This window comes from Streptomyces sp. NPDC020489 (assembly GCF_044386545.1).
GTDB lineage: Bacteria > Actinomycetota > Actinomycetes > Streptomycetales > Streptomycetaceae > Streptomyces.
On record NZ_JBIRUZ010000005.1, the window covers coordinates 607,230 to 620,385 of the forward strand.

16 protein-coding genes are annotated in these 13,156 nt (G+C 72.2%); 8 read left to right on the forward strand and 8 right to left on the reverse strand.

Annotated elements, in window-relative coordinates; all coding sequences use genetic code 11:
• The first annotated feature begins 112 nt into the window (after window positions 1-112).
• Window positions 113-1,477, forward strand: coding sequence for an FAD-dependent oxidoreductase (locus ACH41F_RS16690; RefSeq protein WP_391230727.1), 1,365 nt, complete (start codon window positions 113-115; stop codon window positions 1,475-1,477).
• 73 nt (window positions 1,478-1,550) lie between these two features.
• Here ACH41F_RS16690 and ACH41F_RS16695 read toward each other — a convergent pair whose 3' ends face one another.
• Both ACH41F_RS16695 and ACH41F_RS16700 read right to left on the reverse strand, forming a co-directional pair.
• Complete coding sequence (locus tag ACH41F_RS16695) at window positions 1,551-2,549, reverse strand: zinc-dependent alcohol dehydrogenase family protein (RefSeq protein WP_398836230.1); 999 nt, start codon at window positions 2,547-2,549, stop codon at window positions 1,551-1,553.
• Between the two features lie 111 nt (window positions 2,550-2,660).
• Entirely contained in the window at window positions 2,661-3,293 is a 633-nt protein-coding gene (locus ACH41F_RS16700; protein ID WP_398836233.1) for a GNAT family N-acetyltransferase, read from the reverse strand.
• 88 nt (window positions 3,294-3,381) lie between these two features.
• Between ACH41F_RS16700 and ACH41F_RS16705 the strand changes: the two genes are divergently transcribed.
• On the forward strand, window positions 3,382-4,347 hold the full coding sequence (locus tag ACH41F_RS16705; protein WP_391230723.1) for a DUF1152 domain-containing protein: 966 nt from the start codon (window positions 3,382-3,384) through the stop codon (window positions 4,345-4,347).
• A 44-nt stretch (window positions 4,348-4,391) separates the two neighbouring features.
• On the opposite strand, the gene ACH41F_RS16710 is transcribed toward ACH41F_RS16705, so the two are convergent.
• Together ACH41F_RS16710 and ACH41F_RS16715 are read right to left on the reverse strand one after the other, a co-directional pair.
• Window positions 4,392-5,393, reverse strand: a complete 1,002-nt coding sequence (locus ACH41F_RS16710; RefSeq protein WP_398836235.1) for a hypothetical protein — start codon at window positions 5,391-5,393, stop codon at window positions 4,392-4,394.
• Window positions 5,390-5,752, reverse strand: coding sequence for a helix-turn-helix transcriptional regulator (locus ACH41F_RS16715; protein WP_391231520.1), 363 nt, complete (start codon window positions 5,750-5,752; stop codon window positions 5,390-5,392). Before ACH41F_RS16715 ends, ACH41F_RS16710 begins: the two co-directional genes overlap by 4 nt.
• A gap of 366 nt (window positions 5,753-6,118) precedes the next feature.
• Between ACH41F_RS16715 and ACH41F_RS16720 the strand changes: the two genes are divergently transcribed.
• Window positions 6,119-7,216, forward strand: coding sequence for a hypothetical protein (locus tag ACH41F_RS16720; protein ID WP_398836237.1), 1,098 nt, complete (start codon window positions 6,119-6,121; stop codon window positions 7,214-7,216).
• A gap of 210 nt (window positions 7,217-7,426) precedes the next feature.
• On the opposite strand, the gene ACH41F_RS16725 is transcribed toward ACH41F_RS16720, so the two are convergent.
• Window positions 7,427-8,449: a hypothetical protein gene (locus tag ACH41F_RS16725; RefSeq protein WP_391230719.1), complete on the reverse strand. Its 1,023-nt coding sequence runs from the start codon at window positions 8,447-8,449 to the stop codon at window positions 7,427-7,429.
• Between the two features lie 263 nt (window positions 8,450-8,712).
• Here ACH41F_RS16725 and ACH41F_RS16730 point away from each other — a divergent pair, with 263 nt between their 5' ends.
• The 3 genes from ACH41F_RS16730 to tgmB all read left to right on the forward strand — a co-directional run bounded on the left by ACH41F_RS16730 (window position 8,713) and on the right by tgmB (window position 10,349).
• Window positions 8,713-8,988: a DUF1232 domain-containing protein gene (locus tag ACH41F_RS16730; RefSeq protein WP_391230718.1), complete on the forward strand. Its 276-nt coding sequence runs from the start codon at window positions 8,713-8,715 to the stop codon at window positions 8,986-8,988.
• 178 nt (window positions 8,989-9,166) lie between these two features.
• Window positions 9,167-9,358 (forward strand): putative ATP-grasp-modified RiPP, encoded by a 192-nt coding sequence (gene tgmA, locus ACH41F_RS16735; RefSeq protein ID WP_391230716.1) that lies wholly within the window; start codon window positions 9,167-9,169, stop codon window positions 9,356-9,358.
• 16 nt (window positions 9,359-9,374) lie between these two features.
• A complete protein-coding gene (tgmB, locus tag ACH41F_RS16740; RefSeq protein WP_391230715.1) occupies window positions 9,375-10,349 on the forward strand; it encodes an ATP-grasp ribosomal peptide maturase in 975 nt (324 codons plus the stop codon).
• A 3-nt stretch (window positions 10,350-10,352) separates the two neighbouring features.
• Here the strand turns inward: tgmB and ACH41F_RS16745 are convergent, their stop codons facing one another.
• Both ACH41F_RS16745 and ACH41F_RS16750 read right to left on the reverse strand, forming a co-directional pair.
• Complete coding sequence (locus ACH41F_RS16745; protein ID WP_391230713.1) at window positions 10,353-10,568, reverse strand: hypothetical protein; 216 nt, start codon at window positions 10,566-10,568, stop codon at window positions 10,353-10,355.
• 102 nt (window positions 10,569-10,670) lie between these two features.
• Window positions 10,671-11,129: a DUF2269 family protein gene (locus ACH41F_RS16750; RefSeq protein ID WP_398836241.1), complete on the reverse strand. Its 459-nt coding sequence runs from the start codon at window positions 11,127-11,129 to the stop codon at window positions 10,671-10,673.
• Between the two features lie 179 nt (window positions 11,130-11,308).
• Between ACH41F_RS16750 and ACH41F_RS16755 the strand changes: the two genes are divergently transcribed.
• Entirely contained in the window at window positions 11,309-12,280 is a 972-nt protein-coding gene (locus tag ACH41F_RS16755; protein ID WP_398836244.1) for a GlxA family transcriptional regulator, read from the forward strand.
• Window positions 12,281-12,305: 25 nt separating this feature from the next.
• Here the strand turns inward: ACH41F_RS16755 and ACH41F_RS16760 are convergent, their stop codons facing one another.
• Window positions 12,306-12,560 carry a DUF5133 domain-containing protein gene (locus ACH41F_RS16760; protein WP_391230710.1) on the reverse strand — a complete coding sequence of 85 codons (255 nt, stop codon included), beginning with the start codon at window positions 12,558-12,560 and terminating at the stop codon, window positions 12,306-12,308.
• Window positions 12,561-12,816: 256 nt separating this feature from the next.
• Between ACH41F_RS16760 and ACH41F_RS16765 the strand changes: the two genes are divergently transcribed.
• The gene (locus tag ACH41F_RS16765) at window positions 12,817-13,149 is read left to right on the forward strand and encodes a hypothetical protein (RefSeq protein WP_391230709.1); all 333 of its coding nucleotides are present in this window, start codon (window positions 12,817-12,819) and stop codon (window positions 13,147-13,149) included.
• Window positions 13,150-13,156 lie beyond the last annotated feature (7 nt).

Sequence of the window (13,156 nt, forward strand, 5' to 3'; positions counted from 1 at the left end):
GTCATAAAGTAGCCTTATGAGCTCATAGATCGGACCCGCGTACCAGCTTAGGCTTGCCTTAGTTTAGGCTTCCCGACGAGATCGCTTGTCGCCTCTCGAAGGGAACCTGATCATGCCCCGCCCCCTGCGGGTAGCCATCGTCGGCGCCGGCCCGGCCGGCATCTACGCCGCCGACGCTCTGCTCAAGTCCGACGTGGCCACCGAGCCCGGTGTGTCCATCGACATCTTCGAGCGGATGCCCGCCCCGTTCGGGCTGATCCGGTACGGCGTCGCTCCCGACCACCCCCGCATCAAGGGCATCATCAAGGCCCTCCACCAGGTCCTCGACAAGCCCCAGGTCCGCCTCTTCGGCAACGTCGACTACGGCACCGACATCAACCTGGACGACCTGCGCGCCTTCTACGACGGCGTGATCTTCTCGACGGGCGCCATGGCCGACCGCGAGCTGAAGATCCCCGGTGTCGAACTCGACGGCTCCTACGGCGCCGCCGACTTCGCCTCCTGGTACGACGGCCACCCGGACGTCCCGCGCACCTGGCCGCTGGAGGCGGAGAAGGTCGCCGTCCTCGGCGTGGGCAACGTGGCGCTCGACATCTCCCGCATCCTCGCCAAGACCGCGGACGAGCTGCTGCCGACGGAGATCCCGCCGAACGTCTACGAGGGCCTGAAGAAGAACAAGGCCGTCGAGATCCACGTCTTCGGCCGACGCGGCCCGGCGCAGGCGAAGTTCAGCCCGATGGAACTGCGCGAGCTGGACCACTCCCCCACCATCGAGGTCATCGTCAACCCCGAGGACATCGACTACGACGAGGGCTCGATCGCCGAGCGCCGGGGCAACAAGCAGGTCGACATGGTCGCCAAGACCCTGGAGAACTGGGCCATCCGCGACATCGGCGACCGCCCGCACAAGTTGTTCCTGCACTTCTTCGAGTCGCCGGTGGAGATCCTCGGCGAGGACGGCAAGGTCGTCGGCCTGCGCACCGAGCGCACCGAACTGGACGGCACCGGCAACGTCAAGGGCACCGGCCGGTTCACCGACTGGGACGTCGACGCGGTCTACCGCGCGGTCGGCTACCTCTCCGACAAACTCCCCAAGCTGCCCTGGGACATCGACTCGGGCACCGTGCCGGACGCGGGCGGCCGGGTCCTCCAGGAGAGCGGCGAGCACCTTCAGTCGGTGTACGTCACCGGCTGGATCCGGCGCGGCCCGGTCGGCCTCATCGGCCACACCAAGGGCGACGCCAACGAGACCGTGGCGAACCTGCTGGACGACTTCGCCCACAGCCGTCTCCAGACGCCGGCCTCGCCCGAGCCGGAAGCGGTGGAGGCGTTCCTCGCCGAGCGCGAGCTGCGTTTCACCACGTGGGAGGGCTGGTACAAGCTGGACGCCGCCGAGAAGGCCCTGGGTGAGCCGCAGGGCCGCGAGCGCGTGAAGCTCGTCGAGCGCGAGGACATGCTCAAGGCGAGCGGCGCGTAGGCGACCGGCGGACGACGTGCCCGTGACGACGTGACGGGGCCGAGGGCGTCTTCCCTCGGCCCCGTTCCGCGTCTCAGTGCCCGACGGTGACGACGATCTTCCCGACCTGTGCGCCCGACTCCAGGTACCGGTGGGCCTCGACGATCTCCTCGAACGGGAAGACACGGTCCACCACGGGCGCGAGGACCCCCGTGCCGAGACCGGCGGCGACGAACGCCTCGGCGCGGCGCAGCCGTTCGGGGTCCCTGGTCGTCTCGTGGAGGGTGTAGGTCCGCATGTTCAGCGCGGGCATGCCCAGTTCGAACCCCGGGTAGGGCGTCGGCTGCCCGCTGAGCGCGCCGTACAGGAACAGCGTGCCCCCGGGCGCGACCACCCGGGCGAGGTCCAGCACGCCGGGTCCGGCGACGGCGTCGAACACGAACTGCGCGCCGCGGCCCGCCGTCAGCTCGCTCACCCGGGCGACGACGTCCTCCTCGCCGGTGACGATCACCGCGGCCGCGCCGGCCTTCAGCAACGCCTCCCGCTTGGCAGGGGTCCGAGTCGTGGCGAGGGGGACCGCGCCGACGCTGCGGGCGACCTGGATGGCGGCCAGACCGACGCTGCTGGAGGCCGCCGTGAGAACGACCGTGTCCCCGGCGCGCATCCCGCCGACCTCGACGAGCGCGCCGTAGGCCGTCACGTACGGCATCCACACCGCGGCGCCGGTGACCGCGTCCAGCCCCTCGGGGCGGTGCACGACGGCCGCGGCGGGCACGATCGCGCGCTCGGCGTAGACGCCGTGGTCGTTCATGCTGAACGCGGGGACCACGCTGACCTGTTGGCCGACCTCGAAGCCGGTCACGTCCGGGCCGACGGCCTCGACGACGCCCGCGGCCTCGGTCCCGAGCCGGGCGGGGAACTCCTTGACGGCTTCGATGTACTGCCCGCTGCGGAACAGCACTTCGGCCCGGTTGAGGCCGATCGCGTCGACCCGGAGCAGCAGTTGGCCGGGGCCGGGCTCGCCCACCGCCACGTCCTCCAGGCGCAGCACCTCCGGTCCGCCGACCTCGTGGAACCGCACGGTCCTGGTCATCACGCATCCCCCTCGCGCAGAAAAGTACGACAGACATCAAACTACGACGGTCGTCGAACTTCAGCAAGGCGGTCTTCGCGTTTCAGCGCGAGGGGTGCGCCACCACGGGTCCTACAGCTCGTCGAGCGCTCCTGTCGTCCGCCCGAGGCATGCGACAGGGCCGGGGTCGGGTACGGGAATCTCCTGGAATCCGAGGCGGTCGTAGAAGGCCCGGGCGGGGGTGTTGGCCACCGCCATGACCAGGTGCACGGCCGGGACCCCGCGCTCGGCGAGGGCGCGCAGGAAGGTCCGCATCAACTCGCGACCATGGCCCCGACCTTGCCACTCGGGGAGGAGGTCGATGTGCAAGTGGGCCGGGTAGGCGGCGAGTTCGGGGACGAGCATGCGCTCGGGGTGGTGCAGCAGCGGGATCATCGCCTCGTCGGGGGTGGCCGGCGGGCCGCTGGGCTCCGGGTAGCGGTCGGCGACCGACGGGAGCCACTTGGCGCGGAAGGCGTCGACGAAGCGAGGCGTGTCGGCGGTGCCGAGGATGTAGCCGACCGCCTGTCCGCGCCCGTCGTCCAGCACGAACGCGAGCTCCGGCTCCAGCTCGACGTAGGGCGTCGCGAAGATGATCGGAAGGATGGCGGGGTCCGCGTAGACGGGGCGGCTGTCCTGGCCGTTGTGCGCGGTGCGGATGCAGATGTCCTCGAGGGCGGCTCGGTCCTCGGGACGGTACGGGCGGATCACGGCTGGCGAGGTCACCGCAGCATCCTGCCCGCATGGGAGCGCTCCCTCAAGCCCGTGGGCGAAAAGATCGCCGGACGGACGGGCGCCCTGTTAGCGTCCTGCGGTGTTCTCCCTCCATGAGCCTGCCCTCTTCACCCGTCTGCGCGACGCGCGACGGGTGCTCGTCGCCGGCGCGGGCGGCGGTTTCGACATCTACGCGGGCCTTCCCCTGGCCCTCGCGCTGCGGTCGGCCGGGAAGGAGGTGCACCTGGCCAACCTGTCGTTCGCGGACCTGTACGGCCTCGCCACGGAGGTGTGGCTCGACCGGGACGTCGCGGCCGTCCGCCCCGACACCGCGGCCCGCGGGGACTACTTCCCCGAACTGACCCTCTCCCGGTGGCTGGACCGCCAGGGCCTGCCCTCGACGGTGTACGCCTTCCCGCGCTCCGGCGTCCAGCCGCTGCGGGAGGCCTACCGCACCCTGCTCGACCACCTCGGGCCGGTGGACGCGATCGTGCTGGTGGACGGCGGCACCGACATCCTCCTGCGCGGCGACGAACACGGGCTGGGCACACCGGAGGAGGACATGGCGAGCCTGGCGGCGGTGGCGGGGCTCGACGCGATACCCGAACGGCTCGTGGCCTGCCTCGGCTTCGGGGTGGACGCCTATCACGGCGTCAACCACGCCCTGGTCCTGGAGAACCTGGCCGCGCTGGACCGCGACGGCGGCTATCTCGGCGCGTTCTCCCTGCCGCGCGAGAGCCGGGAGGGCGCGCTGTACCTCGACGCGGTGGCACACGCGCAGGAGTCCACGCCCGGACACCCGAGCATCGTCAACGGCTCCGTCGCCGCCGCCGTACGCGGCGACTTCGGCGACGTCCGGTTCACCGAACGCACCCGGAACAGCGAACTGTTCGTCAACCCGCTCATGGCTCTCTACTTCTGCGTCGACGCCCCCACCCTTGCCCGCCACAACCTGTACCTCGACCGCCTCGAGAACACCGCGCTGATGCGCCAGATCAGTTCCGTGATCGCGGAGTTCCGCGACGAACTGCCCCGCCAGCGGCCCCCGCGGGCGTATCCGCACTGACCCGGTCACGCACGTCCCACCACTGAGCGGGCGGCGCGCCCCGGTCAGCGGGGGGCGAGGTCGCGCCTGGCCACCACCGCCAGCACCACGACCAGGAGCGTGAGCGCGGCGACCTGGGCGAGTGCTCCGGCGAGGAACACGGCGGGCAGGGGGAGGCCGAGCCACGGGAAGAGTGCCGCCACCCGCACCGCGAGGATCAACAGGCCCAGTACGGCCAGGGCCAGGGCACTGCTCCCGGCGCCCGGTACCGCGCGGCGGGTACGCAGCAGCAGCCAGCCCAGGACCGCGAGGACGAAGCAGGTCGCGGGCGCCCAGGCGATGTCGGCCATGGCGGGCACGACGGCCAGGGAGGCGCCCGTGACGACGCAGCAGGCCAGGAAGGCGAGGCCGGGGGCGTCGCCGGGCAGGGTGGCTCGCGGGGCGTCGCGGTGGTACGCGGCGCACACGGCGAGGGCGGGCAGCCAGGCGAACAGCGCGATGGCGGTGGCGAACCACGGGTCCGACACCGACCATTCGCTCACCAGCGGGCCGACGAGCGGCCACAGCGTGGGAAGGGCGGCCAGCACAACGGCGGTCCGGGCGAGGCGCCGACGGTCATGGATCAGGGCGAAGAACGCGACCGTCCACAGCAGCGGCAGGACCCAGCCGGCGATCGCCACGACGGCCGACAGCGGGTCGGGACCGGTGAAGCCCGCCAGGAACAGGTCCCATTCACGCGCGCCGCGGGTGGCCGACCAGGTCACCCGCAGGATCTCGTCGGAGACGACGGCGGCCGCCTGGAGCAGTACGGCGTACAGCGCGAAGTGCCGGACCGCCGAGCCGAGCAGGACATAGCGCCGGGGTGCGCCGGTGGTCGCCAGCCTGGTCCGCACGGCGAGGACGGCGATGCTGGCCACCTCGCCGAGGGTGGGCCTGCTCTGGTCCTGGGTGTCGCGGTCGACGTCCCACAGATAGACCTCGACCATCTCCTCCTCCCGGTCCCTGCGGTAGTAGGCGGGGAGCAGCCGCAGCACCGTGCGATAGCGCGCTTCGAGCAGGGTCGTCATGCGAGGCCTCCCGCGAGTCCCGGTCCGGTGACGGGCGGGGCGCCGGTGGCCTTGCGCCCCTCGGCGATGCGCTGCCTGGCGGCGCTGGCGCCCGCGGCCATCCGCTCCGCCTCGGCGTCGAGGGCCCGCATGCCCTCGTCGGTGAGGCGGTAGTAGCGCCGCAGCCGGCCCTGCTGGACCTCCTCGCGGTCCAGCACGATCAGGCCGTCCGCGGTGAGCCGGTCGAGCACGCCGTAGAGCGTGCCGACGCGCAGGTGCACCGCGCCGTCGGAGAGGTCCTCGACCTCCCGCAGGATGCCGTAGCCGTGTCGGGGCTCGTCGGCCAAGGCGGTCAGGACGAAGAACGCCGCCTGTGTCATGTTCCTCGATGCCATGCGACCAATATATATCGGCTGCCGATATATTACGCGAGGGCGACACACACGCGAGGTGTGCGGTGCGTGCCGTGAAGGCGGGGGTGGGGCCCTGGCCGTCGGGCCGGGCGAACGGGGCCCGCCCCAATGCGGATGGCGGGCGGGCCCCGTTCGTCCGAGTCATTGTGGTGGACGGGGCCCACGCCGGACACGGGTGAACGGTGGCCTGGCGGAGTGGATCGTGCACACCCCGGGTGCGCGGATCACCCGGGCGCGCTCCGGCGCGAGGTTCGGGCCCACCCCCGCCCGAGCCCGTCAAAAGTGCCGTGACGATACTGGGAGGCGCACGCTCCCCCGCCCACAGATGGACTCATGCAGACCTCCTCCCCCGCCACCCTGCCCGTCACCGTGTGGCCGGCCCGCGGCCGCCATGCCGGACCCGCCGCCGCGGACGTCCTGCGCGTGAACCTCCAGCAGCTCAAGGACGGCGCGGTCGTCGACGACTTCCTGGAACTGAAGGAGGAGCAGGCCTTCGAGGCCCGCTGGCGGGTCGACGGCGAGGTGACCGTGCGGGCCCGGTTGACGCTCCGGCCCGAGGAGGCCCCCCGCCCCGGCGAGACCCCGCGACCCGGCGCGCGCTGGGTCCTGGTCGCCGAGGCGGAGCAGCCCTGGCAGGAGGACTGGGCCAGCCCCGTCGGCATGTTCTGGCCCCTCGACCCGGACGCGGGCTGGGACCACGACACCGTCGCCGACCTGCGCTTCCGGGAGGTCAACCGGCTGCCCGAGGACGACAAGGACCTGCGGCGGCTGCTCCGGGACTGCGTACGCGACTCCTGGGCCGTCCATCTCGTCGTCCACGAGGCCATGACCCCCGACGAGCGCGGCCGCCGCTCCCTGACCGGACATCTCCCGCCGGGCCTGCGGCACCGCGTGGTGGAGCACCGGGCCGCCCCGCACCAGTTCCGGGCCGTCAACTGGGCGCTGAAGGAGTTCGACGTCGAGGTCCCGCGCGGCGGCGCGGTCGTACTGCCCCCGCTGCCGCCCGGGCACACCGGCGACGAGTTCTCCGTCCGCAGCGTCTTCCTGGACGGCACCCGGCCCACGGAGCTGGTCGACGCGGTGACCCGGTTCGCGGGGCTGCCAAGGCCGCTGCCGGAGGGCGCCGAGGACGCGATCGCCGCCCTGCGCAAGCAGTGGCGCCTGTTGACCGCCGAGGAGGAACTCGTGCGCCAGCGCGAGCTGGTCGCCATGTACGCCGAGGCGCTGGAGGCGATGACCAAGTCCCGGGACCTGTACCGGGAGGCTGCCGAGCGCGCCAACGAGGCGCTGGCCGCCTACCGCGAGGCCGGCGTCGAGCCGCCACCCCGAGCGCCCGCCGAACCGCCGGGCTCGCCGCTCCAGCAGCTGACCCGCACCCTCGAACGCCTCAAGCCCCGCCGGCCCGCACGGGACCAGGACGGCACGGGCTGAACGTCGGCCGGGCCCTCGGAGCGCTCAGGCTCCCAGGACCCGGTCGACGGCTTGCACGTCGGTCGAGCGCCGCGACGGAAGGCAGTCCGCCCACCGCCCTACGAGGCGCCCGCCCCGGCTACGCGGCCAGCAGCCGTTCAGGACGCTCCGCCTCGGTGCGCTGCGGCGGATGGCAGTCCGCCGCACCGCCCCACGAGGCGCCCGCCCCCGCTACTCGGCCAGCAGCCGGTTCGGGACGTTCCGCCTCGGTGCGGGTGCGGCCAGACGGACGACCAGCGCGGTCAGTGCCGCGAGGGCGGCGAAGCCGGCGGCGAGTCCGGCCGCCCAGGACGGTGCGAGCGACAGGTCCAGGGCGGCCGACAGCTCACCCACGGCGGAGCGGCTCCCGTACAGCTGTGCCCCGGCCAGGGCCGCGGGCAGCACGACCGCCGAGAACAGCACCAGCGCCACGGGACGCGCCGCCACCAGCGCTCCCAGCAGCAGACACAGGCCGGACAGGCCGAGGACGAGGCCGAAGCGGGGCAGGGACACACCTTCCTGGTACACCGGGAAGTGGGCGACGGCGCATACGAGCAGGGCCAAAGCGGTGAGCCTCGCGGGCCAGGCCGGCGGTCCGGCCGAGCGGGCACGCACCAGGCCGGGCAGTTCCGTCGGGATCGGCGGCAGCCCCGGGTTGGGGGCGTCCGCGGGTGTGGACGGCTCCGCCGCCTGGGGCGGGTGGGAGTCGTGGCGCTCATCCGCCAGACGGCCGATCAACTCCACGAGTTCCTCGACGGGCCGGCCGGTGGCGGCCGCCCTGAGCGCCTCCTGCCCGCAGCGGGGCTCCAGCGGCGCCTGTTGCAGCAGGGCCATCAGCCGGGTCACGTCCTCGACGGGGCGGGTCTCGACGGCGGCGCGGATCGCCTCGTCGGCGCTCGCCGCGTCTCTGGGCGGGCGGGTGAGCAGGACGACCAGCCGGGTGACGTCGTCCACGGAACGGTTGGCGCCGACCGCGCGGAGCGCGTCGACCGTGGCCCGCGCGTACAGCGGGGACTGTTCGAGAAGTGTGATGAGCTGGGCCACCTCTTCCAGCGGCCGGTCGGCCACGGCGGCACGCACGAGGCCGTCCACCGGATCGCCGTACGCCGGACCGCTCGCGTTCGCGACGACGGGCCACTGGCTCAGGGAGCCGGTGTTCTCCGTGGCGGGTATGGCGGGTTCGTTCGACTGCGGGGTTGACGGACTAGTGGTCATGCGGGGCTCCAAAGGATGGGGTGCGGTCGCCGCTGATGCGCCCCCGACGCGCGACACGCGACGTTACGGTGACCATTAGTAGGCGGCCTCGCGGGGCCGTGCCACTCGGGTGGGCCAGGGGTATGACGCCGCTCGGCGCCCTCGCCCCGTCCTCCTCGCTGGTGATCGAGCACACCGGTTCGGCCGCCGTGAGCCATATCGGGGCCCCGAAGGGGAATCCGACTCTGTGCCCACTTCGCGGCACCCGCAGGCAAGGAGGGCCGGTGAACATCAGCACCCAGTGGATCGCCGTGGCCGCACTCGTCGCGGCGGCCGTCCTGGCCGTCGCCGTCGCGGTGTTCGTACGCCTGGTCAGAGCCCGGCGCGGACTGCGGCTGGCCGGACTCCCGACCGGACCGCGCTGGGTCTTCTGGGGTGCCCTCGCGTACTTCTTCCTGCCGACCGACCTGGTGCCCGATCCCGTCTACCTCGACGACATCGGCGTCCTGCTCCTGGCGTTGCGGACCATGCGCAAGAGCTCCCGCAGTGAACCTGTGTGAGTTCACCCACGTCTCCTCCGTTGTGCGGACCGTGAACCGCAGATGACTACGCAGCGTAAGGAAACCAATCACCCGTTCGATTCGTATAAGTCTCAGGAAGCCGACGGAAGTCGGTGGACCGGGCGACGGCGCAAGGTGACCATCGCTGGATCGGCGCAGGACCCACGAGGGAGAGACGATGCAACCGTTCGCGCTCAACTACGCACGTCCGGCAGCACAGTCGGAGGGCACCGCACCGTATGTCTACGACTCCGGGCGGCAGTTGAACGTGCTCTCCGACGGGCGGATCGCCGCCCACGACCAGGCGCTGCTGAGGGAACTGGGGACCACGACCTCCACGGCGGGGTCGAAGACGCACTTCGACGACTGAACACGGGCGGACGCACATGACCGTGTTGATCCTGACCTGTGAAGAGGACGTCACCGCCGACATGGTGGTGGTCCATCTCAACGCGACGGGAACTCCGGTGGTCCGGCTCGACCCGGCCGACCTCACGGAGGGGGTGTCGCTGTCGGCCGAGTACGTGCACGGCTCGTTCCGCGGCCATCTGTCGTCGGGAGGCCGGCTGGTGAGCATCAGCGGGCTGCGGTCGGTCTGGGTGCGGCGGCCCGGCGCCCCCGGCGCCCGGGCCGCCGCACCCTCCGCCTGGCTGACCGAGGAGTCGTCACAGGCGCTGTACGGCGTGCTCCGCGGCTCGGGGGCACGCTGGATGAACCATCCCGACGCGGCGGCACGGGCCCGGCACAAGCCCTGGCAGCTGCGGCTCGCCCAGCGCTGCGGGCTGCCCGTGCCGGCCACGCTGATCACGACCTTCCCGCAGGCCGCCCGTGAGTTCTCCGAGCGCTATCCGGACCTGGTGGTCAAACCGGTCTCCGGGGCGCATCCGCAGGACCCGCCGCGAGCGGTGCCCACCAGCAGGGTCGCGCCGGACACGGACTTCTCCGCCGTCGCCTTCGGCCCCACCCTGCTCCAGCGGCGGGTCGCCAAGCGGGCGGACATACGGCTGACCGTGGTGGGTGAGCGGATGCTGGCCGCGCGCAAGGCCGCCACGGAGGACGACGACGTGGATGTGCGGTTCGCCTCTCCCGCCACCCCGTGGGTGCCCGCCGACGTGCCGCCGCGCGTCGCCGACGCGGTGCGCGCCTATCTCCGGGACGCGGAACTGGCCTATGGCGCCTTCGACTTCGCCGAGGACGCCGACGGGACGTGGTGGTTCCTGGAGTGCAACCAGTCGGGGCAGTTCGGCTTCGTCGAGGTGGAGACGGGTCAGCCGATCGCCCGCACCGTCGCCGCATGGCTGGCCCGTCCCGAGCCGGGCCCCGCCGGGCGGGTCAACGGCAGGGACACCGCGGTGCCTTGAGGGTCACAGCTGTCCGGGGCCGGGCAGGGCCGCCCGCTGCCACTGCGGGGCGGGCGGGGCGGGTGGCAGGTCGCCCAGGTGGGTGCGGCCCATGGAGTGGAGGGGCTGCATGACGAACTCCAGTTCCCTGCTGACTCGCTCGGCCTCCCTGCGAACCTGAGTGGGTACGTCGCCGCGCTCCGCGATGAGTCGGTCATAGATGGGGGAATCCTGGAACACCCGTCAACGTGCCTTTCGTGTGACGGCCCACAGGTATGGGCGCAGCTGCCGAGTCTAGGCGCCACTGCACCCTGCGGGGTGAATTCCACCGTTCGGCTTGACTCAGGCTCCGGTCGTGGAGCCGGGGCGGACGATCATGAGAACGGTGACCGTGGCCCACAGCAGGTTGAAAACACCGGCGAACATGGCGAGTTGGACGGTCTGCCCGCGCTCGACCGGCTGCCCGCCGTCCAGCGCGTCGAGGAGTTCCTCCTGACGCGGCAGGACGAACGCGACCAGAAAACCCGCGGCCACGGCGGTCAGGGTCATGGAGACGACGAGCCAGCCGTCGCCCAGGACGCCCATCGCGGCGGCGGTGGCGACGCCGAGGACCGGCACCGCCAGGCCGAGGCGGGCGTAGATCCGGCAGATGCGGTGGAGCAGGGCGACGGTCCCCGAAGCCGCCGGGGAGGAGGGGTCCGCTCGACGCACGGCGGGCGGGAACATGCTGGCCGCGACCGTCACGGGGCCGACGGCGACGATGGCGGCCAGGACGTGCAGGGACAGCAGGAACTTGGTCATGAGGGGGCGTCCAGGATCGTTCGAAGGGGTTCGGACGCCACGCTAGGGATCTTCGCACCGGCGGGCACAGAGGCTGAAACGACAGCTTCCAACGGATTCCCGCCAACGCCCACGACCAGTGGGTTCTTGCCTCGGACCCAGCTGGTGGCACTGGCGGGAACCCGCCTATCGTGGCGGTCATGCACACCGTGGCGATCATGGCGCTCGACCAGGTGGTGCCGTTCGACATGGCGGCACCGATGCAGGTCTTCGACTGGACGCGGCTGCCCGACGGACGCCGCCCCTACCGGATCCGGCTGTGCGCCGCGGCGCCCGAGGTCCGGGCCGACTGCGGCTTCTCGCTGCGCGTGGAGCACGGCCTCGAGGCGCTCGCGGACGCCGACACGGTGATCGTGCCGGGCTGTTCGCCGGAGGCCGGGCCGACACCCGCGCCCGTGCTGGAGGCGCTGCGGCGGGCGGCAGCGGCGGGTACCCGGATCGCCTCGGTGTGCGCGGGTGCCTTCGTCCTGGCCGAGGCCGGGCTGCTGGACGGGCTGCGCGCCACCACCCACTGGGTGGCCGCGAAGGAGCTGGCACGCCGCTTCCCGGAGGTACGGGTCGAACCGGACGTCCTCTACGTCGACAACGGCCGGATCCTCACCTCGGCGGGCGCCGCCGCCGGCCTCGACATGTGTCTGCACATGATCCGCCGCGACTTCGGGTCCGCGGTCGCCGCGGACGCCGCCCGGATGTCCGTCATGCCCCTGGAACGCGAGGGCGGCCAGGCCCAGTTCATCGTCCACGACCACCCACCGGTGCCGCGCGGCTCGACACTCGAACCAGTCCTCGAGTGGATGGAGGACAACCTCTCCCGGGAGATCACCCTCGGCGCGATGGCGGCCCGGTCGGGCATGAGCGAGCGGACCTTCAGCCGGCGCTTCCGCGAGCAGACCGGCACCACACCGCTCCAGTGGCTGCTGCGGGCGCGGGTGCGGCGCGCCCAGTACCTGCTGGAGAGCAGCGACCACCCGATCGAGCGCATCGCGCGACAGGCGGGGTTCGGTTCACCGACCGCGTTCCGCGAGCGGTTCCGCAAGGTCGTCGGCACCGGTCCGCAGGCCTACCGCGCGGCCTTCCACGGGAGCCCGGACGCCCGGGCGGCCCGCGTCTGAGCCCGCGGGCCGGTGCCGACGAACCTCACACCGCCAGCAGACCGCCGCGCCCGGCAGGTTCCTCCGACAGGTCCGCCGCCCGGCCGACACCGACGAGCAGAGCGTCCGCCTTCGCGACGGCCTCGTGGACACAGGTGGTGCCCATCATGACGCACAGCGTGTAGCTGACGTCCTCCAACTCCCTTGTCGTCACCGGGTTGCCCCGCTCCGCGTCGGCGATCCGCAGCGATGCGTACCGCGTCAACAGCTCTCTGACGACCTTCGGATCCGGAACGAGCACGAAGAGCCCCTCTCTCGATTTTCGCTGCGTATGCCCGGGCGATGCGAGACCAATCACGTCTGCCGCTCTCCGGCTCACGATTGACGGAATCCTTTCGGCGCGGACCCGACTGACGCTCGAATCCGCTTGGGGCCAGACCCGCAGGAGTGACGTTCCGGCAACTATGGAACCGAACCGCTTCCCCGGCGGGCGTGAACAGTTGAACAGGGGGCAGCCCCTCAGCACGGACGCATGAACGCACGAACGGTGTACGCCCATGAACTGCCCCCAGCGCCTGCTCTGCGCGCTCTACGTCACCACCAGCGCCGGTCTCGCCCTGACCACGGTCGTCGAGGTGAGCCACGGCCCCTGGTGGGCGGCGTGTCTCTTCGCCGTAGCGAGCCTGGTCCCGCTGATCGCCCTCGTCCGCGAGACCGAGCCCCGCGAGCCGGCGGCCGGACCGCGACTGCGCGGCACCGGGCCCGGCGCCACCGACGCCGTCGTGCGCGCCGAGCTGGACGCCGCGTGCTGTGAGCCCTGGTGGACGAGCTGCGGGACGCAGCACGACGTGGCCTGTTCGCGCCGGGTTCCGCGCAGCAGCGCCGCCTGAGGGACGG

Bases quoted from the DNA above. Each gene is read 5' to 3' on its own strand.
- tgmA (WP_391230716.1), top strand. From the start codon at position 9,167: ATGCAACCGTTCGCGCTCAACTACGCACGTCCGGCAGCACAGTCGGAG.
- ACH41F_RS16725 (WP_391230719.1), bottom strand. From the start codon at position 8,449: ATGACCACTAGTCCGTCAACCCCGCAGTCGAACGAACCCGCCATACCC.
- ACH41F_RS16720 (WP_398836237.1), top strand. From the start codon at position 6,119: ATGCAGACCTCCTCCCCCGCCACCCTGCCCGTCACCGTGTGGCCGGCC.
- ACH41F_RS16690 (WP_391230727.1), top strand. From the start codon at position 113: ATGCCCCGCCCCCTGCGGGTAGCCATCGTCGGCGCCGGCCCGGCCGGC.
- ACH41F_RS16750 (WP_398836241.1), bottom strand. From the start codon at position 11,129: ATGACCAAGTTCCTGCTGTCCCTGCACGTCCTGGCCGCCATCGTCGCC.
- tgmB (WP_391230715.1), top strand. From the start codon at position 9,375: ATGACCGTGTTGATCCTGACCTGTGAAGAGGACGTCACCGCCGACATG.
- ACH41F_RS16765 (WP_391230709.1), top strand. From the start codon at position 12,817: ATGAACTGCCCCCAGCGCCTGCTCTGCGCGCTCTACGTCACCACCAGC.
- ACH41F_RS16715 (WP_391231520.1), bottom strand. From the start codon at position 5,752: ATGACACAGGCGGCGTTCTTCGTCCTGACCGCCTTGGCCGACGAGCCC.
- ACH41F_RS16695 (WP_398836230.1), bottom strand. From the start codon at position 2,549: ATGACCAGGACCGTGCGGTTCCACGAGGTCGGCGGACCGGAGGTGCTG.
- ACH41F_RS16710 (WP_398836235.1), bottom strand. From the start codon at position 5,393: ATGACGACCCTGCTCGAAGCGCGCTATCGCACGGTGCTGCGGCTGCTC.
- ACH41F_RS16755 (WP_398836244.1), top strand. From the start codon at position 11,309: ATGCACACCGTGGCGATCATGGCGCTCGACCAGGTGGTGCCGTTCGAC.